The organism is Chryseobacterium sp. SG20098, from assembly GCF_031844745.1.
In the GTDB taxonomy this organism is placed as follows: domain Bacteria; phylum Bacteroidota; class Bacteroidia; order Flavobacteriales; family Weeksellaceae; genus Chryseobacterium; species Chryseobacterium cucumeris.
In genome coordinates this window covers 1,838,787-1,860,414 of sequence record NZ_CP134622.1, presented here as the reverse complement: position 1 = coordinate 1,860,414, position 21,628 = coordinate 1,838,787, and the positions used below count along the sequence as shown (strand labels likewise).

At 34.3% G+C, this 21,628-nt stretch carries 12 protein-coding genes; 11 read left to right on the top strand and 1 reads right to left on the bottom strand.

Annotated features, from left to right (window positions below; genetic code table 11):
• Positions 1 to 635 precede the first annotated feature (635 nt).
• From RHP76_RS08460 to RHP76_RS08435, 6 genes are all read left to right on the top strand, one after another.
• On the top strand, positions 636 to 1,553 hold the full coding sequence (locus RHP76_RS08460) for a sugar phosphate nucleotidyltransferase (RefSeq protein ID WP_311229955.1): 918 nt from the start codon (positions 636 to 638) through the stop codon (positions 1,551 to 1,553).
• Between the two features lie 102 nt (positions 1,554 to 1,655).
• Positions 1,656 to 3,584, top strand: a complete 1,929-nt coding sequence (gene nagB / locus RHP76_RS08455) for a glucosamine-6-phosphate deaminase (RefSeq protein ID WP_120231958.1) — start codon at positions 1,656 to 1,658, stop codon at positions 3,582 to 3,584.
• A gap of 908 nt (positions 3,585 to 4,492) precedes the next feature.
• Complete coding sequence (locus tag RHP76_RS08450; protein ID WP_120231957.1) at positions 4,493 to 7,384, top strand: SusC/RagA family TonB-linked outer membrane protein; 2,892 nt, start codon at positions 4,493 to 4,495, stop codon at positions 7,382 to 7,384.
• 22 nt (positions 7,385 to 7,406) lie between these two features.
• Positions 7,407 to 8,339 (top strand): RagB/SusD family nutrient uptake outer membrane protein, encoded by a 933-nt coding sequence (locus RHP76_RS08445; RefSeq protein ID WP_311229954.1) that lies wholly within the window; start codon positions 7,407 to 7,409, stop codon positions 8,337 to 8,339.
• Positions 8,340 to 8,363: 24 nt separating this feature from the next.
• Positions 8,364 to 9,059 (top strand): RagB/SusD family nutrient uptake outer membrane protein, encoded by a 696-nt coding sequence (locus RHP76_RS08440; protein WP_311229953.1) that lies wholly within the window; start codon positions 8,364 to 8,366, stop codon positions 9,057 to 9,059.
• Between the two features lie 109 nt (positions 9,060 to 9,168).
• Positions 9,169 to 12,981 (top strand): TIM-barrel domain-containing protein, encoded by a 3,813-nt coding sequence (locus tag RHP76_RS08435; protein WP_311229952.1) that lies wholly within the window; start codon positions 9,169 to 9,171, stop codon positions 12,979 to 12,981.
• Positions 12,982 to 13,046: 65 nt separating this feature from the next.
• Here RHP76_RS08435 and RHP76_RS08430 read toward each other — a convergent pair whose 3' ends face one another.
• Positions 13,047 to 14,045 (bottom strand): GntR family transcriptional regulator, encoded by a 999-nt coding sequence (locus RHP76_RS08430; protein WP_288443170.1) that lies wholly within the window; start codon positions 14,043 to 14,045, stop codon positions 13,047 to 13,049.
• Between the two features lie 244 nt (positions 14,046 to 14,289).
• Here RHP76_RS08430 and RHP76_RS08425 point away from each other — a divergent pair, with 244 nt between their 5' ends.
• The 5 genes from RHP76_RS08425 (at position 14,290) to RHP76_RS08405 (ending at position 21,544) form a co-directional block, all read left to right on the top strand.
• A complete protein-coding gene (locus RHP76_RS08425) occupies positions 14,290 to 16,017 on the top strand; it encodes a sodium:solute symporter family transporter (RefSeq protein WP_288443167.1) in 1,728 nt (575 codons plus the stop codon).
• A 178-nt stretch (positions 16,018 to 16,195) separates the two neighbouring features.
• Positions 16,196 to 18,079 (top strand): beta-galactosidase, encoded by a 1,884-nt coding sequence (locus tag RHP76_RS08420; RefSeq protein WP_311229951.1) that lies wholly within the window; start codon positions 16,196 to 16,198, stop codon positions 18,077 to 18,079.
• A 19-nt stretch (positions 18,080 to 18,098) separates the two neighbouring features.
• A complete protein-coding gene (locus RHP76_RS08415) occupies positions 18,099 to 19,157 on the top strand; it encodes a UDP-glucose--hexose-1-phosphate uridylyltransferase (protein ID WP_062674359.1) in 1,059 nt (352 codons plus the stop codon).
• A gap of 48 nt (positions 19,158 to 19,205) precedes the next feature.
• The gene (locus tag RHP76_RS08410; protein ID WP_311229950.1) at positions 19,206 to 20,489 is read left to right on the top strand and encodes a galactokinase; all 1,284 of its coding nucleotides are present in this window, start codon (positions 19,206 to 19,208) and stop codon (positions 20,487 to 20,489) included.
• A 2-nt stretch (positions 20,490 to 20,491) separates the two neighbouring features.
• Positions 20,492 to 21,544 carry an aldose epimerase family protein gene (locus tag RHP76_RS08405; protein WP_311229949.1) on the top strand — a complete coding sequence of 351 codons (1,053 nt, stop codon included), beginning with the start codon at positions 20,492 to 20,494 and terminating at the stop codon, positions 21,542 to 21,544.
• The last annotated feature ends 84 nt before the right edge of the window (positions 21,545 to 21,628 follow it).

The following is a 21,628-nucleotide window of genomic DNA, read 5'->3' as shown; positions in this document are numbered from 1 at the left end:
TATCATTTTATTAATGATTTTATCTTGAAGCCAAAAATTCCTCGAAAGATTCTTTTTTCATCATTTAATCTTTTTCTGAGCAATCATTTTCAAATGTGAAAATTATTAACCAAAATAATAAAAAAAATCTACTACACCGATACTACATGATTTGTTTTTGTTTTCAATATGTTGTTATTCAGTAATTTGTATAACATGTATTAATTGAATATAATACACTTGTTAATGAATTAATAATGATTTTGTAGTAAAATTTTTATTTGCAGCTTTCGCTCTTGTTTTTAAAATTTCACCCACTGTGAACAACCCATAACCTTAAATTAAACCTTATCACATCTTATTATTTTACAAAATTCTGTGATTTTCTAGTCATAAAGAATTGGAACAAATTCATTGTTATCATCATACTTATTTATTTTTATAATATTAAGTGATTGTAAATCAATTGTATATTGTTGTAGTGTATCTTTGTAGTACCTGTTCTTTTTGTTTTTTATTGAAAATATATAAGTTTTGTATAAGGTTTCATCTTATGAATTTGTAGTAATTTTTGTATGAAACTTAAAGTTTGCTTAGAAAATCCCCGAATGTAGATTATAATTTTCAAGATACTTATCCAAAATTTATTAAAGAAAATGAATACAAATCACCACCATCCTACACTTATCATTTTAGCAGCCGGAATGGGCAGCAGATATGGAGGTCTTAAACAGTTAGATATATTTACTCCACAGGGAGATACCATTATAGATTTTTCTTTATATGATGCATTGCAGGCTGGTTTTAAGAAGTTTGTTTTCATTATTCGTGAAAGTTTTGAAAATGAGTTTAAGTCATTAATAGAAAAAAAAATAAAAGGAAAAGCCGAAATAGAGTACGTGTATCAGGAGATTGATCGTGTCCCTCAGGAATATCTAAATGCAGAACGTACCAAACCCTGGGGAACAGGACATGCCTTACTGCTTACCAAAGATGTGGTACACGAAAACTTCGCCATTATTAATGCTGATGATTTTTATGGGAGAGATGCCTTTATGGTGATGTATGATTTTCTAAAAAAAACAGATATCAACTCTTATCATTTTAGTATGATAGGCTATTTACTGAAGAATACGGTTTCGGACCATGGCTATGTTTCCCGGGGTGTATGTGAGGTAGATTGTAATGGAAACTTATTAAATGTAACAGAAAGAACATATATAGAGAAAAGTGAAAACGGGCTAAGGTACAAAGAAGAAGATGAGAGTTTTACAACAATTGAAGAGGAGGTAACAGTATCTATGAATTTTTGGGGTTTCACACCCAGGTGTTTTGAGTTTGGCAATGATTCTTTTAAGCGTTTTTTAGAGAAAAACAAAGGGAGTTTGAAAGCAGAATACTATTTACCCACTTTGGTTGCCGACAGTATAGCATCCGGAAAAGTTAACGTAAAATTACTGAAATCTAATGACAGGCGGTTTGGAGTTACCTATTCTGAAGATAAAGAAATTGTACAAAAAAGGATTTCAGAACTAAGAATGAAGAAGCTGTATCCTGAGAATTTATGGGAATAAGCTGGCATTACAATTTTAATGTAAGCATTCAACAGCAGATTCTCACAGGTTTCAACAATTAGGTATAAATTTAATTTAGCACTTTCCAAAAACCAAATTAATATGTTAAAAAGCACAATAGATTCCTCTACAGGATTCGAGAAAAGATTTGAAAAGATAGAAACAGTTATTTTCACGGATTCGCTTTCAGCTTCAAAATCTGTAGCAAAAGAAATTTCTGATCTTATACGCGTCAAGCAGTCCCAGAAACAACCTTGTATTTTAGGGCTGGCTACAGGGTCTTCTCCCAAGAGCTTATACGCAGAATTGGTACGAATGCACAGAGAAGAAGGTCTGAGCTTCAAAAACGTAATTACTTTCAACCTTGACGAATATTATCCTATGGAACCAGATTCCGTACATAGTTATGTTCGTTTTATGAAAGAGTTATTGTTTGATAAAGTAGATATTCTTTCTGAAAATTATCACATTCCTGACGGAACATTATCCAAAGAAGAAATAGCAGATTATTGTACAGAATACGAACTTAAAATAGAAGCCTTAGGCGGGATAGATTTGCAGGTTCTGGGTATTGGTGGTAATGGTCATATCGGATTTAATGAATCGGGTTCCCTGCAAAATTCCAAAACCCGTCTTGTAGCTTTAGATCATATCACAAGAGTAGCAGCAAGCAATGAGTTTTTAGGACTGTCGAATACTCCCAGAACAGCTATTACATTGGGAGTGAAGAAAATAATGGAAGCGAAAAGAGTAATACTCCTGGCGTGGGGGGAATCTAAATCAAATATTATAAAAGAGTCTGTAGAAGGCCCTGTTACCAATCTAGTACCAGCCTCTTATCTGCAGGAACACAAAAATGCCACTTTTGTGTTAGATCAGGCAGCTGCTCATAAACTTACCCGAATTAATACTCCATGGCTGGTAGAAAAAATAGAATGGACTGATGCATTAATCCGAAAAGCAGTTTTGGGGTTAGCCCAAAAAATAAAAAAACCAATATTGATGCTTACCGATTCGGATTATATAGAAAACGGAATGAGCGATCTGTTGGCAGATAAAGGGCCAGCCTACAATATCAATATTCAAATTTTCAATAAATTACAGCACACCATAACGGGATGGCCGGGAGGTAAACCAGGAGCAGATGATAGTAATAGACCAGAAAGGAAAACTCCGGCCAAGAAAAGAGTTCTTATATTCAGTCCGCATCCGGATGATGATATTATTAGTATGGGTGGAACTTTCATAAGGCTACACCAGCAGGGGCATGAGGTTCACGTTGCTTATCAAACTTCCGGAAATATAGCCGTAGCAGATTCTGAAGCATTGCGGTTTGCCAATTTTGTTTGTGACTACAACGAAATGTTTGGTATAGAAAATAATGCGGCACAAAAGATTTTTGACAAAGCAACCAAATTTTTACAAAATAAAAAAAATAGTGATATAGACATTCCTGAGGTAAGGCATATCAAGGGCTTAATAAGGAAAGGAGAAGCAAAATCCACTTGCTATTACGTGGGAATACCAGACAGTCAGATTCATTTTTTAGAAATGCCTTTCTATGAGACAGGCAGAATAGAAAAAAAACCATTAAGTACAGAAGATATAAAAATTGTAACAGATATAATAGACAAAGTAAAACCACATCAGATATACGCAGCTGGTGACTTAGCAGATCCTCATGGAACACACAAAGTATGTTTAGATGCTGTTTTTGAATCTGTTAAGAATTTAAAATCGAAGGAATACATGAAAGATTGTTGGCTATGGCTATACAGAGGAGCATGGAAAGAATGGTCTATAGAAGAAATAGAAATGGCAGTTCCCCTAAGCCCGGACCAGATTTTGGAGAAACGCTATGGAATTTTCAAGCATCAATCTCAAAAAGATGGAGTCGTATTCCAGGGAACGGATATGAGAGAATTCTGGCAAAGAGCAGAAGAAAGAAACAGAGAAACAGCTGAAACCTATCATAAAATGGGGCTTGCTACTTATGCTGCCATGGAAGCCTTTGTAAGGTGGAGATTCTAAAAAATTAAAATTCAATAAACAGGGTAAACAAAAAATGCAAGCTCTGGTAAAGGCCGTAAATGATGTAGAACAAATTTTAAAGGTTAATTAAAGGGCATTATGCCTATATTTTAAGGATATATTGCAGAAATTTTAAAGAATTTGCAAAGTATTTGGGTAGTTGTACTCGAAATTCTTTACGCTTTATTCCATGCTTTGATATGAATTAATTCTTCACTAATGCAAAATCTTATCAATCTAATTTAGGTACACCTTATTGTACATCTTTTTGAATTAATTAATGATGGTTTGGGCAGCCTTTCTAAACTTATTCACAATTCTTTTTCTTTCAATCCAAAAAAAGTTGTAAAGCCAAAGATATTGAAGATATCTTTCAATGCTCTTTGGCTTATTATTCATTATTAAAAAAACACAAAACAGAAGCGGGTAAAACATACTTTTTGCGTGAGAAATGTTGCTATGGAACGGTAAAAAGGTTACCTGAAACATTTTGAAAATGAACTCTAAACTTGCTTACTGAAGATTTTTTTAACCTTTAAAAAACTAACCTTAATATTTAATTGTTGATCTATTGGAATAAAGTTAAAGCGCTGATATATTAAATGTTATCGGTGTTTTTGTGTTGTTCTTATTAAAAGTAAGAATTAAGTCTGTCAACCATTATCAATTTACAGGAGGCTTTTTAATAAGGCATATTCTAATCTTTTTCAAACTGGTGGTAAAGGGATAAAAACTGGTGGTTACCAGTATGCAGGTGTGAAGTAAAAATATACATTTGATTAACAAACAGTTAATGTTTTAGTAATAGCCAGTTCCCTCTCAGGCAAAGGAAAAAATAAGAAAAGAGATTAGTAAGAAAGCAACTACTCTTAGGTAAAATAATATCCAATAATAAAATTAATAAAAGCATGAAGAAAAAAAAGATTATTTTGAGTGCAGTTCTAATGTCCTCTATACCATTTGTGTATGCACAGGAAACTAAAAACAAACCTTCGGACACCCTCATGAAGAAAGTAAAAAATGTGGAAGAAATTGTTTTAGTAGGATACGGAAAACAGAAAAAAGGAACTGTTTCCGGATCTATAGCTTCTGTTGACAAAAGGATACTACAGGATCGCCCAACAACAAGTTTAACCGCCAGTATACAAGGTGCTTTACCCGGGGTTACAATTAAATCTTCTTTAAAAGATGTAGGTTCTGTACCTGATTTAAATATAAGGGGAAGGAGTGTTGCAGGTAATTCCCCACTTTATATTATTGATGGAATTCTCTCAAGTGCTGCAGATTTTTCCAGGCTAAGCCCAGCCGATGTTGAAAATATAAGTATATTAAAAGATGCTTCAGCAGCTATCTATGGTACAAGAGCTGGTTATGGTGTCATTCTTGTCGAGACCAAAAAAGGGGGTGGAGGTAAGATGAGTATCAATTATAATATGTATAATGCCTATCAGACGCCGACTTATTTGCCAAAATATGTAGATGCTGTTGAATATATGAAACTGAAAAATGAGGCATATTACAACGCTGATAATAGTGTTGGTCATTTTTCTCAATACAAGCAAGAACAAATAGATCTTACAGCTGCTGGGACAGATCCGGATAGATACCCTAACACAGACTGGTATAAAGCAACTTATAGGAAAATGGCTAATGTGCTTAATAATGAGATTAATGTATCAGGGGGAGATAAAACCCGTTATTTTGCAAGTTTAGGGTATTTGAAACAGGAGTCTCTATCACCCACAAAAGGGATGGACAGATATTCTTTCAGGACCAATACCTCCTCTAAATTAAGTGATAAACTTACCGTCAATTCTAATATATCGTTTATCAAACAGATGATCAATGATCAGGGAGACGATATTAATACTATAGAACTGGCAAGAATAACTCCTACTATGGCATTAAGGCAATCCAACGGATGGTGGGGATCTATGAATGCGGGTAAAGTAGATAATACATTTGCAAAAACCAATCCTGTAAGAAATAACATAGAGGGAGGAGATTCTAAGGTAAATGATCAGAAATTTATGGGGGCGTTATCCGCAAGCTATGCCCCTGTAAAAGGATTAAATATAGATGCCCAAATCAGCTATTCAAACTGGAACTATCGTTTGGGTGAATTTACAAATACACTCAACCCTGTATACAATTTTTTGACTCAAGCTCCTATTGGTGCAACTGCAAGAGCAGTTAATAACTATCATGAAAAATGGGAATCTGATGAATTGCTTAATACTCAGGTCTTTGTAAGTTATGAAAAGAAGATAGCATCACATTATTTTAAAGTGTTGGGAGGTGCTTCATATGAAAACTACACAGATAGAGTAATGGAGGGTAGAAAATCTAATATACCCAAAGATGGATTGCATTCTTTGAGTGCTCTTTCTACTCTTGACGGAACTTTAGATGAATTAAAGTCTAATACCCACCAATCTGCTGTCCAGTCTGCTTTTGCCCGTATTAATTATAATTACCAGGAAAAATATTTTTTAGAAGGTATTATAAGGGCAGATGCATCTTCACGTTTTGCTAAAGAAAACAGATGGGGCTATTTTCCTGCAATTATGGCTTCCTGGAGGCTGGATAAAGAGAATTTTATTAAAAACCTGAATTTTATCAATACCCTAAAGTTAAGAGGTTCTTATGGCAGCACGGGATCTGTCAATACCATTGGTTATTATGACAGCCAAACCTATATGGATAATAATTCTTCAGTTCTGGGGAATGCTATTGTTGGAGCAGTGGTGCCAGGTAAGCTTGGCTTTTCCGGTATTGGATGGGAAAAAATTATCACCAAAAATATAGGTTTGGATGGATCTTTATTCGGTAATACTTTCACATTCTCAGTAGATTTATATAACCGTCTTACTAAGGGTGCATTAATGAGCCATCAATTAGAATATGAAACAGGTGTAATCATGGACAGCGATCCAGTAAAAACCCAAACGCCGCCAATCAATGCTGGTGATGTCGAAAATAAAGGGATAGAAATTACTTTAGGATATAATAAAAATTTTAAAGATGGAGACTTTTATATCAATGCTAATTTTGCTAAAAACCAGAATAATATTCTTTCACTTATAAATAACAAGCCTTTATATGATAATAACTGGATAACACAGGTTGGAGGTTCAATTGGTGATTTCTATGGATACAAAACTGCCGGTCTCTTAACCCAGGAGGATATTAATAATAATTATCCTAAATTATATAACTCTTCTCAGCCTGGCGATATAAAGTATGTGGATATTAATGGGGATGGAGTTATTAATGAGAGCGATAGAACAGTCATAGGAAATGATGTCCCAAGTTTTACCTATGGTCTAAGCATGGGAGGTAGCTATAAAAATTTTGATCTTAGTGTAGTGGGGCAAGGGGTAGCTAATGTTCAGGTATATCTGGATAAAGAATCCTCTCAGGCATTCTTCAATGGTGCAGGGGTAAAACAATATGTTTTAGATAACAGATGGACTCCTGAAAACCCAAATCCAAACGCGTTATACCATAGGATGTTACCGTCTGGAGGAGGAACTCAGAATATAGAAGTTGCTTCAGATTTTTGGCTTTTTGATGCAAGTTACTTCAGAATTAAGTCTGTTACTTTGGGATATTCCCTTCCTCAGAAAACAATCAGTCATATAGGATTGAAAAAATTCAGAATATATGCAAATTTAGAAAATTACTTTACACTGAGAGGAGACAAAAGAGCGAAAGATTTTGATCCTGAAATGGCTAGCGCCCGTTCCACATATCCAAACTTAAAAACGATATCGTTTGGTATCAATGCAACTTTTTAACTTAAAATAAAAACATCTAAAAATGGAAAAAATAAAAATTATATTATTGTCAGTTTCCCTGGCTGTAGTTAATGGTTCTTGTAATTTAGATAGGTTTCCGGAAGACAAAATATCAGAAGAGACGTTTTGGAAAACTGAAAAAGACGCTACTTTAGCATTAAATGGTATTTATGCATACTTATCTGGTGCTGCGTATGAAAATATGTATAATGATAGTTATACCGATAATTCATATGCTCAGTATCCTTGGGAAACAAAAGCTGTAGCTGCTTCTACAGGGGACATACTTCCTTTTACAGATTTCGGATATGACTTTACTACAATTAGAAGGGTGAATACTTTTTTAGAGAATATTGATCAAATTCCCATGGACAAAAATCTTGCTAAAAGATATATAGCAGAAGCAAGATTTATTAGAGCTTTCAATTATTTTGATTTATCTCAGTACTTTGGAGCCCTTCCACTGGTGCAGAAATCAGGTAAATTAGATGAGACCTCTCTTACTCCTGTTTCTGAAGCTGAAATTGATAATTTTGTAACTAGTGAATTAAATGCTATAGAAAATGAATTACCAGCTTTCTACACCTCTGGTCAGGATAAAGGTAGAATAACAAAAGGAGCAGTATTGGCATTCAAAGCAAGGGTATATCTATACACAGGAAAATATAAAGAAGCTTATGAAGCTGCTCAATCCGTAATGAACTCTGGAATTTACGGGCTTTTCAATACAGCTTCGGTAGACACAAGTACAGACTATGACAGCTTTGTTACCTTTACTTCTGCCACAGATAAAGATAATTTTTACAAAGGCTTAAGTAATTATCAGGCGTTATTCTGGGCCAAAAATGAGGGCAGTACAGAATCAATTTTAGAAGCTCAATATGTACCGGATTCAAAAGGAATATACAGCAATTACATGACCCTTCTCCTATTGCCCAATGAAGAGAGTGGATAGAGCTCTATAACCCCAACCATTGATTTGGTAAATGCCTATTGGAAAAAAGATGGAACTGCATTTACACCCCCTTCTGATGCTACAAGAGCTTCAAACTATAATGACGGAAGTCCAAATGATACCTATCTGGACGAGTTTAAAAACAGAGATACCCGTTTATATGCAAGTATTATGCACCCCAATGGACCTTGGTCTTATCTGAAGGGTTTTGGAACAAGCCAGCTGTTCACATGGAGCAAAGGAGGAAACAATACATCGAAAATTGGCTATAACTACAAAAAAATGGCTGATTATAGTTCATTAGATGAAAACTTAATGGCAAGTAATAATTTTATGCTGATTCGCTATGCAGAGGTATTGCTTACTTATGCTGAAGCAAAAAATGAAATGTATGGGCCGGATGCCTCTATTTATGATGCACTAGACAAAATCAGAGGCAGAGTTGGGATGCCAGCAATCAGCAGAACACAGACAAAGGAAACTTTGAGGGATATTATTAGAAATGAAAGAAGAATAGAGTTAGCGAATGAAGGACACAGATTCTATGATATCAGAAGATGGAAAATTGCTCCCAATGTAATGAAAACAGTCTATGATATTACAAATACACAGGTTGCCAAAAGAGTATGGAATGATAAGTTTTACAGATTCCCTTACCCTCAGACTGCGGTGGATTTAAATCCAAAATTAAAAGAAGCCCAGGCAGCAAAAGGGTACTGATTTTTGAAAGTTTTAATATTACAAAAGATTATAGTTATTTTATCTGAAATATTTATCATATTTTCTTAGGGTAGTATAAAATGTAAATTAATAGATAAAGTCAACATACATGAATACAGTTTTAAATCCAAAAATTCAAAAGATTTTACTCCTGAGTTCTTTTCTTTTCCTCTCCATTGGAAAAGCCAAGGCTCAAAATATTGAGAATGTTTCTAAGAAAGGAGAAACTTCTGTAGAAGTTTTGCTTTCCGGCAACAAAAAAATGGTAATAGATTTTTATGGAGAAAATATTTTCAGATTATTTTTAGATCCCAAAGGTGGAGAAATAAGAAATCCGGAAGCGGTGCCTCCTGCTCAGATTTTGGCAGATCAGCCCAGAAAAAAAATAAAAGGAATTGCTATTAATAATCTATCACAGACTGTTTCTGTCTCCACCAATAAAATTAAAATAGAAATTGAAAAGGCTACTTCTTTATTTAAAGTATTTGACTTGAACCTTCACAAAGAGATCTTTACTTTTATAGCTCCCATTGAATTTAACTCTAAAGAAGTAGTACTGACTTTATCTCAGGGAAAAGATGAATATTTCTATGGAGGCGGTGTGCAGAATGGGAGATTCTCCCATAAAGGAAATACTATTTTTATTGTAAATCAAAATAACTGGACTGACGGTGGTGTAGCATCTCCCAATCCTTATTACTGGTCCACAAATGGATATGGTTTTATGTGGCATACTTTCAAAAAAGGATATTATGATTTTGGTAAACAAAATAAAAATGAAGTGAAACTGGCTCATGAGACTAATTATCTGGACGTTTTCTTTATGGTAGATGATCAGCCTAAATCTTTGTTGAATGATTTTTACCAGCTTACAGGAAACCCTGTACTTTTGCCCAAGTTCGGTTTTTATGAAGGACATCTTAATGCCTACAACAGAGATTATTGGAAGGAAGACGATAAAGGAATACCATTTGAAGACCGAAAAAGGTATAAAGAGAGCCAAAAAGACAATGGAGGAGTTAAAGAATCGTTAAATGGTGAAAAAAACAATTATCAGTTTTCAGCCAGAGCAGTTATAGACCGTTATAAAAATGCAGATATGCCATTAGGATGGATATTGCCCAATGATGGGTATGGAGCTGGATATGGACAAACTGAAACTTTGGAAGGCAACGTCGCCAATTTAAAATCATTTGGAGCATATGCCAGAAAAAATGGAGTAGAAATAGGATTGTGGACACAGTCAGATTTACATCCAAAAGAAGGAGTAGCTGCTCTTTTGCAGAGAGATATTATAAAAGAAGTGGGGGATGCAGGCGTAAGAGTTTTAAAAACGGATGTCGCCTGGGTAGGTCCTGGCTACTCATTCGGGCTGAATGGTATTTCAGATGTAGCTCAAATAATGCCACGCTATGGTAATGGAAGTCGCCCTTTTATTATTTCGCTGGACGGATGGGCGGGTTCACAACGATATGCAGGTATCTGGACCGGAGATCAAACTGGCGGAGAGTGGGAATACATCAGATTTCATATTCCTACGTACATAGGTTCAGGCTTGTCTGGCCAGCCTAATATTACTTCGGATATGGATGGTATTTTTGGTGGGCAAAATCCGGTTATCAATACCAGAGATTTCCAATGGAAAACCTTCACTCCCATGCAGCTTAATATGGATGGCTGGGGAGCCAATGAAAAGTATCCTCACGCCTTGGGTGAACCAGTTACTTCTATCAACAGAAATTATTTAAAATTAAAGTCGAGCTTACTTCCTTATACTTATAGTGTGGCTAAGGAAGCTGTAGATGGATTGCCAATCATCAGAGCAATGTTTTTACAACAGGCTAATGATTATACCCTCGGAAAATCTACTCAGTACCAGTATCTGTATGGTCCCTATTTTTTAGTGGCTCCCATATATCAAGCCACAAAAATGGATAAAGAAGGGAATGATATCAGAAATAATATTTACCTCCCAAAAGGAAATTGGATTGATTACTTCACAGGACAAACGTATGAAGGAGGAGTTATTTTAAATCATTTCGATGCACCCATTTGGAAGCTTCCTCTATTTGTGAAGCCAGGTGCTATTATTCCGATGGTAAATGCTAATAATAATGTTAGTCAAATCAATAAAAAATTAAGAATTTATGAAGCGTATCCTTCAGAAAAATCCAGTTTTACAGAATATGATGATGATGGCGTAACCGAAAATTATAAGAAAAACGAATCTGTAAGCACTCTTATAGAAAGTAATGTAGTTAAAAATACTGCGACAATAAGCATTTCTCCTGCTCAAGGTAATTTTAATGGTTTTGAAAAAGAAAAAGTAACAGAATTTAGAATTAATGTTACTAAAAAACCATCCGGTGTAAAACTTTCTATTGGAGGAAAAAATATAAAACTGAAAACAGTAAATACGTTAGATGAATTCAATAGTTCGACAAATGTATATTTTTACAATAGTCAACCGGAATTCAATAATTTCTCTACAAAAGATTCTGAATTTTCAAAGTTTTCAATTACCAGAAATCCACAACTTTGGATAAAATCAGAAATCACCGATATCAGCAAAAACAAAGTAGAGCTTGTCATTAAAGATTACCAATTTACCAATTCCAATCAATTGAAAAATAATTCCGGGGCATTGGCAGAAACTTTAAAACCAGTCACTTCCGAAAATATAAACACTGCCTATTCAATACTGCCATCGTGGAATAAAATACCTAATGCTGATTATTACGAAATACTATATAATAATATGGTATACAGTAATATAAAAGATAGTTCTTTCTTGTTTGAAGGATTAGCTCCTGAAACAAAATATGATTTCAAAGTAAGAGCTGTAAATAAAACCAATACTTCTGCTTGGGTTTCTTTTTCATCCCAAACCAATAAAAATCCTTACGAATTTGCGATTAAAGGGATAAAAGCAACTACCACAATTCCAAGTCAGGAAGGAGAAGGGATAGAAAATCTTTTTGATCAGGATGTGAGTACAGGCTGGCATTCAGATTATGAAAAGAGCAAGGTTCCTTTTGAAATGATTTTAGATTTAGGATCTGTGAATACAATAAGTAAATTGGAATACATCCCTAGGAGCAGCGGTTACAACGGAATATGGATGAAAGGTAAAGTTTCACATAGTGATAATAAAAAAGATTGGACAGAACTTGGCTCTTTTATCTGGGATAGAAATAACAAAACCAAATCTTTAGATTTTGCCACACATCCTACCACACGATTCATTAAAATTGAAGTCAGCAATGCCTTCAGAAACTTTAGTTCTGGAAATGAGCTATACGTTTTTAAAGTACCAGGTTCTGTAAGTTTGCTTCCTGGTGATATCAATAATGATCAGAAAATTGATAGGAATGACTTTACTTCATATATGAATTATACAGGTTTGAGAAAAGGAGATTCTGACTTTGAGGGATATATCAGTAATGGTGATATTAATAAGAACGGTTTCATTGATGCATTTGATATTTCTAACGTCGCTACAAAAATTGATGGAGGGATAAATGATGAAGAGTTGAAACCACTGCAAGGTAACATTACAGTCTCTGTCTCAAAACAGCAATATGCTAAGAATGATATTGTAGAAGTAGTGGTAAAAGGTAATAATCTGCAATCTGTAAATGCACTGAGTTTTGCCATTCCATATAACCAGCAGGAACTGGAATATATAGGTATTACACCATTACATATTAAACAAATGGAAAACCTCACTTATGATCGATTGCATACCAATAAAGAGAAAGTATTATATCCTACACTCGTTAATACAGGGCAAAAACAACCTTTAGAAGGCACAACAGATTTATTCATTCTTAAATTTAAAGCCAAGCGAAACGGATCATTTAATATAAAAGCTGTTAACGGATTACTGGTGGATAAAACACTGAATTCTATTGACTTTTAATCCAGAAGTTTAAAGCTAAAAAATAAAGGCTCGGATTTTATAATCTGAGCCTTTGTTCAAAATAATTATAGAGAATTTCTTATGATTAAATTAGAAGCATTTTCAATTCTTCCTTCTTTGGAATTAAGAACCATTTCCGCCAAAATCTTTCCCATTTGCCAAAAATCCGTAGAAATTGTAGTAATGCCATTTTCTACAATACCTTTAAGAGGCGTTTCGTTGTAGGAGATAATTCCAAAATCCTTTCTGATCTTTAGCTTCTGCTTTTTAGATTGCTTAATGACATTGACCAAATGCTTATCATCTACAATAATAAATACGTCTCCATTCAGGATTTCTCTATCAGTAAAATTACAGATGATCTCATGCTTCATTTTATACTGCTCACAAAAACTGGTAAATCCTTTTACCATACCTACAGGCTCTTTTTGCCCGGGAAAAATAAGAATTAATCTTTGATAGGCTTCAAGCTTAGTTTTTGCTTTTAATAACCCATTGTGCATATCTTTTGCAAAATTCTGATGTACTGATGAATATTCCCTTAAAAATATATTGGTTTGATCCAATATATATACGTCTTTCTTAGGAAGCATCTTAATAATGGGAGCTGTATCATTCATATTCCCGGGCATAATGATATATTTTGTGTAGCTTCCATTGTTTTCTTCTATTAATTTCTTGAAGACATCAATATTGAAATAATGGAAAAATACATGTACATTCGCTCTTTGCTGTATCTCTTCCAAAAAGGAATAATAAAGATTTTCCTTAAAAGCATTCAGTTCATCAAACAGTAAAAAAATGCGCTCTTCAAAATTCCAATCAGTACTTTTTATATAGTATCCTTTGCCCAAAATAGCATTTACTATTCCTTTCTTTTTCAGTATCTCGTAGGCATAAAGAACAGTGTCTCTGGAAATACCAAATTCCATACACACTTTATTGATGGAAGGTAATTTGTCATTTTTTTTTAGTAGTTGTTGGGCAAGAGCTTGTTCAATGGAATTTATAATCTGTTGGTATTTAGGAATAACTGAATCGGGGATTATTTTAATAAGCTTCATAACATTGCCAATTTTTTAAACTAGTAGTAAATATACAAAAACCGGTAGGAACAAGTATGGTTGTGTTTTTCAAATTTATACATTTGATAATAGAAGGTTTTCTTTTGTGTGATTTTAGTGTGAAAGATTCAGAATTGTTCTAAATGATCTATTAAGAGTGCTAAACTATTAAATACTTTATAGTACTTGAAAGTGCTGGAAAGTATAGAAATCTATGATAAACTTACTATAAAAATTTTTAAGCGTGGGAAAACTATCGACACTTGATTTTGTTATATTTCTAATGTATTTTTTTGTTGTAACAGTATATGGCCTATGGATATACAATCGGAAAAAATCAAAAACTACAGGAAGTAAAGATTATTTCCTTGCAGAGGGCTCATTGACATGGTGGGCAATTGGAGCGAGTTTGATTGCATCTAATATTTCAGCAGAACAATTTATTGGGATGAGTGGAGAAGGTTTTTTCACGGGAGTAGCTGTTGCTGCTTATGAATGGCTGGCTGCCATTGCACTGATAATTATTGCAGTATGGTTTATTCCTATTTACCTCAAAAATAAGATTTATACAATGCCTCAGTTTTTGGAAACACGATATAATAAGGCTGTTTCTCTTATTATGGCTGTTTTTTGGCTATTTTTATATGTAATTGTTAATCTTACTTCCATTCTTTATTTAGGAGCTGTAGCTATTGATTCATTGCTCGGGGGAGGGCATCTGCATATCATTATGGTTGCACTTTTACTAATGGCTTTGGTTATTGGATTGGGTGGAATGAAAGTCATTGGCTACACGGATGTTATTCAGGTGGCTGTTCTTATTATTGGTGGCTTTGCTACAGTTTATATGGCATTAAAGGTTGTGGATCAAAGAATTAATGGTGCTGCTGTTGGAAATGCTTTAATGGGTTTAAATACCCTTTTGAAAGAAGCTCCGGGACATTTCAAACTCATTCTTGATAAACCACAAATTACCACCACTACTTTATCAATGTCAGAAAATTTAGCGGTACGGAAATATATAGTTTTGCCGGGTTTAGCAATGTATCTTGCTGGACAATGGATTGTACAACTTAATTATTGGGGATGTAACCAATACATTACCCAAAGAGCATTAGGAGCAGATCTAAAAACAGCAAGAACGGGAATTTTATTTGCAGGATTTTTGAAACTTTTTATGCCTCTAATTGTTGTGCTTCCTGGTATTGCAGCTTATGTACTTTATACAAAAGGTCATTTGTCCAATTTTAATGGGGTGAAAGACAGTGCTTATTCTGCAATCCTGGGGCTGCTTCCATCCGGACTTAAAGGTCTTGCAGTGGCTGCTTTAACAGCTGCAATAGTAGCATCACTTGCCGGAAAAGTAAACAGTATATCCACCATTTTTACTTTAGATATTTATAAAAAATATTTAAAAACCAATACATCTGAATCGCAAATGGTAAGAACAGGACGTTTGACAATTATAGTGGCGATGCTTATTGCTTTGGTATTTACATGGACAGATATTTTGGGAATCGGTGGTGAAGGTGGTTTTACATTTATACAAAAATATACCGGTTTTATTAGTCCGGGTGTATTTGCTATGTTTATTTTAGGAATGTTTTGGAAAAGAACTACCGGAACTGCTGCTATAGTTGGAGTTATGCTCGGTTTTTTATTATCTATATTCTTTAACAGTTTTGCAGTTGAACTATTTGGAAAAGAAACATGGATGTATACAGCATTCACTTATGAAAAGTTGGAAAATGGCATGGTAAAATCCATTACAGAGATTCCTTTCCTGATCAATATGGGTTGGTCATTTTTCATTACTGTAGTGGTAATGGTACTCTTAAGTGTCTTTGGCCCAAAAATAAATCCAAAAGCTTTTGTTACAGACAAAAATATGTTCAATGTGGACAATAGAACATTATTCCTGATCGTCATTATTGTATTAATTCTCACTGCTATTTATGTTCGTTTTTGGTAACAGGAATAATTTTGAGTTTTGCATTTGAAGAATTTTAACAAGTTTCATAATATTTAAATATTTTTTCAACTGGTGGTAAAGCTGCAAAAACCGGTGGTAACCAGTATGGAAGCATCAGGTAAATTTATAAATTTGTTTTAATACATAATTAACTTTAATCGCTAATACAACATATACAATGAAGTTTATTAAAAACATAATTTTAGCCTTTTGTTTAGTGGGAGCAACTGTAATAAATGCCCAGCAAAAACCGATTAAATATGAATCTTTCAAAATTGAAGACGGAGAATTTAAATTGAACGGACAGTCAATTAAATTGCATTCTGGTGAGATTCATTACGCCAGAATTCCCCAGGCTTATTGGAGACATCGGTTACAAATGGTTAAAGCTATGGGTTTAAATACGATAGCTACTTATGTTTTTTGGAATTATCATGAAATAGCTCCTGGAAAATGGGATTTTCAAACCGGAAATCGAAACTTAGCTGAATTTTTAAAAATAGCAAAAGAAGAAGGTTTAATGGTAATCCTTCGCCCAGGTCCTTATGTATGTGCAGAATGGGAATTCGGTGGCTATCCCTGGTTTTTACAAAACGACAAGGATATGAAAATCAGAGAATATAATACTCCATTTTTAAATTCAACAAAAGCTTATTTTACAGAGCTTTACAAGGTGGTGAAACCTTATTTGATTGTTAATGGAGGTCCTATTGTTATGGTGCAGGGAGAAAATGAATTCGGATCTTTTGTTAGTCAACGGGAGGACATTAAGTTGGAAGATCATAAAAAATACAGTTCTTCAGTATTTGATCAATTAAAAGAAGTTGGTTTCAAAGGAATGGAGTTTTTTACCTCAGACGGAGACTGGTTATTTGAAGGAGGTGCTTTGCCTGGCGCTTTACCAACGGCAAATGGAGATGAAGACCCGGAAAATATTAAGAAAGAGGTGAAAAAATACCATAATGGGAAAGGCCCTTTTATGGTAGCGGAATACTATCCGGGCTGGTTAGACCATTGGGCAGAACCTTTTCCCCGTAAAGCAGCAGAAAGAGTAAAAGGTCACATTGAAAAATTCATGAATAATGATATTTCTTTTAATATTTATATGGTACATGGAGGAACTAACTTCGGATTTACCTCTGGAGCTAATTACGATAAAGATCATGCTATACAGCCAAGTATGACCAGTTATGATTATGATGCACCTATTACTGAGGCAGGTTGGGAAACCGAAAAGTATATGAAATTAAGAGAATTATTAAAAAATTCCTCTACCCCTCCTGTTCCTTCTAGAATTCCAGTTATTAAGATTGCGGGTATTCAACTATCTCAGGCAATTGATTTAGAAGATTTAAAAAAGAATATAAAACCTGTAATTAATGATAATCCTTTGACTTTTGAGCAGTTAAATCAAGGGCATGGCTATGTTTGGTATAGCAAAAATTTTAATCAGCCCATTAAAGGAACTTTAAAACTAGATGGATTAAGAGATTATGCGATTGTATATGTGAATGGGGAAAAAGTAGGAGAGCTTAACCGTTATTATAAAAAATATGAATGTAATGTTAATATACCCTTCAATGGAAAATTAGACATTATAGTAGAAAACATGGGGAGAATTAATTACGGGTCTGAGATTAATAAGAATACAAAAGGAATTATTTCCCCTGTATTTATTAATGACCGAAAAATAACAGGAGATTGGGAAATGTACGGACTTCCTTTTGAAAAGGCTCCGGTAATTGATGCAAAACAAAAATCTGATGTGAAAGAGAACAGACCAGTTATCTATAAAGGGAATTTTAATGTATCGCAGGTGGGAGACACTTTTTTAGATATGCGGCCTTTCGGAAAAGGGATTGTATTTGTCAATGGAATTAATCTGGGAAGATATTGGTCGGTAGGACCACAACAGACTCTGTATTTACCGGGATGTTACTTAAAAAAGGGGAATAATGAGATTGTTATTTTTGAACAGAAAAATAATAAACTTCAAAAAGAATTAAACACATTATCCGAACCTATTTTGGACAAATTAAACCCTGAAAACGGGTCAAACTGATATAAATAATAAACTCAGTATGAGTAATTCATTTAATAGCAAAAATCATCCACATAGAAGATATAATCCTTTATTGGATGAATGGGTTTTGGTATCACCTCAAAGGGCTAAACGCCCATGGCAGGGACAAGAGGAAAAGCCCTTAACAAGCATTCAAAATCAATATGATCCAAAATGTTATTTATGTCCCGGAAATTCAAGAGCTAATGAGACCCAAAACCCCCATTATGAAGGTGTATATGTATTCGATAATGATTTTGGAGCTTTATTGAAAGAAGAAGTAACCACAGATAAAGCGGATGATGAAGAGGATGAGTTATTTAAAATGAAACCTGAAAGAGGAATTAACCGGGTCATCTGCTTTTCACATGACCATTCATTGACTCTTCCTGAAATGTCTGTAGAAGCAATTACAAAGGTGGTGTCTGTCTGGAAAGAAGAATATCAGAGTCTGGGGAAACTGGATTATATTAATTATGTTCAGATTTTTGAAAACAAAGGGGCAGTGATGGGTTGTAGTAATCCTCATCCTCATGGTCAGATTTGGGCACAGGCATCCATTCCTTCTCAAGTGGTCAGAACACAGCAAAATTTGAAAAGCTATTATGATAAACATGGAACAACTCTTTTGTATGATTATCTTCAAAAAGAAATTGAAAGTAAGGAGCGAATTATTTTAGAAAATAAAGGTTTTGTGGCTCTGGTTCCATTTTGGGCAACCTGGCCCTATGAAACAATGATCATTAGTAAGATACCTTTAAATAGTCTATCGGATTTTTCACATGAGGACCAGGCTTTATTTGCTCAGATATTGAAAGATCTGACCACGAAATACGATAATATTTTCTCAATTTCTTTCCCTTATTCTGCAGGAATACATCAGGCACCTACAGACTTGGAATCACATGAAGAATGGCATTTTCATATGCATTTTTATCCTCCTTTGCTTCGTTCAGCTAGTGTGAAAAAATTCATGGTAGGATACGAAATGTTAGCAGAAGCCCAAAGAGATATTACTCCCGAACAAAGTGCTGAGATTCTTAAAAAAAGCTCAACAATTCATTATAAAAATAAATAGAATAGCTCTTCAGAAAAATAGACTGTTTTATAAATCAGATACCAATACATGTCAAATAATAAATATATTGATTCTTTAATTAGTGAAGGTGATATTCCTCAATTTAGAGAGTTGTACGGACAAAACTCAGAATTATTACATCAGCAAGCAATCCGGTATACCAAAACATTATCCCGTTTTAAAGAAATTTTTGGAGAAAAAGAGGTTTCTGTTTTTAGTTCACCGGGGCGAACCGAAATTGGAGGTAACCACACAGATCATAATCATGGTCGCGTATTAGCGAGTGCCATAAACTTAGATAATATAGCCGTTGCTGCTAAAAATAACTCCAATGTGATCCGGATTGAATCTTCAGGCTATCAGTTATTTGAAGTAGATTTGAACCACCTTATTCCCAATGAGAACGAATTTTTAACCTCTAATGCCCTTGTTCGTGGAATTAACGCCCGATTAAATGAATTGGGATATAAAATAGGAGGATTTGATGCTGTAATTGATGGATGCGTTCCTAAAGGTTCCGGATTAAGTTCATCAGCATCATTTGAGGTTTTAATTGGGGCAATTGTAAGTCATTTATTTAATGATGGTAACATAGATCCTATACTAAATGCCCGTATTGGACAATATGCAGAAAATGTTTTCTTTGGAAAACCTTGTGGATTAATGGATCAGGTAGCTTGTTCAGTGGGAGGATTGGTAATCATCGACTTTGCAGACGTAACCAATCCTGTTGTTAAAAAAGTAAATTTTGATTTTGAATCTACTGGTTTTTCTTTAGTGATCACAGATACCCAGGGCGATCACACTAATTTGAATGATGAATACGCTGTTTTACCTAAAGAAATGAAAGACGTTGCCGCCCATTTAGGATGTAGTGTGCTGAGAGAAACCACTCTGGAAAAAGTGATGGATATCGCCCCTTCTATCCGTAAGAAAGTAGGAGACCGGGCTATTTTAAGAGCCATTCATTTTGAATGTGAAAATGACCGGGTAGTAGACGAAGTGACTGCATTAGAGAATAATGATTTTAAAAAATTTTTACAATTGGTCATAGACTCGGGGCATAGTTCGTATATGTACAATCAAAATGTTTATGTAGCAAATAATATACGTGAACAAGCCGTGTCATTGGGATTAGCTTACAGCGAATTGGTACTAAAAGGTGCCGGAGCCTGGCGTGTGCATGGTGGAGGGTTTGCAGGAACAATACAGGCCTTTGTCCCTGAAAATTTGCTTGATAAATATACCACAACTTTAAATCATTTATTTGGAGCAGGTTCCTGTCATCCCTTATTCATCAGGCAAAAAGGAGTTGTTAAATTAGACTTTTAAAAATGGGTGTCATCAATGAAGTGACTTTTAATACAGTTCACAACCAACAAAAAGTCCGGTTATTTACTCTTAACAATCAAAATGGAATGATTGTACAGGTGACAAATTATGGGGCAATTATAGTGAGCATTAATGTGAAAGATAAAGACGGAAAACAGGCAGATGTGGTACAGGGATATGAAACAGCACAAGAATACATAGACAATAATGAATTTTATCAAGGTGCCATTTGTGGGAGATGCGCTAATCGTGTCAGGAAAGGAAAATTCATATTAAACAGAAAAGAATACTCATTAACAGTTAATAATGAAGATAATCATTTACATGGTGGTCTGAAGGGTTTTGATAAAAAATTATGGGATGTTAAAGAATCTTCTGCCTCGGAAGTGACTTTTCAATACACTTCTCCTGACGGGGAAGAGGGCTACCCTGGTACACTATCTGTAACGGTAACTTATTCCATTAATGAAAATAATGAATTAAGGTTAGATTATTCAGGGACAACAGACCAGGAAACCATACTCAATCTGGTAAACCATTCTTATTTTAATTTAGCAGGAGAGGGTAGTGGGACAATAAATAACCATCAATTGCAGATTGAGGCTGATTTTTATACTCCTCTTACAAAAAATCTTGAACCTACAGGCGAGATTTTAACAGTAAAAAATACTCCGTTTGATTTTACCTCCTTAACAGGTATTGGAGACAGAATTAATACGGATCATGATCAACTTAAGATTGGAAATGGATATGATCATAATTTTGTTTTAAAGCACCCTATTCATCGTTTAGATTTAGTAGCTACTGTTATAGAGCCACGGTCCGGTAGAAAAATGGAAGTCTTTACCACTATGCCGGGTTTGCAGTTATATACTGCCAATTGGATAAAAAATGTAAAAGGAAAAGAAGATCACATCTACCAGGAAAGAGAAGCTTTTTGTTTAGAAACGCAAAATTTTCCCGACGCTATTAATCACTCTCATTTTCCATCACCTATACTAACTCCTAAAAATGTATATAAACATTCAACTATATACAAATTTTCAGTTTATTAATATCCAATTAGACTTAACAATTGATTAATTTTTTGATGTGGCTCAACTTTAGAGACCGCTGAAAAGAAGTTCCATATAAAAAAC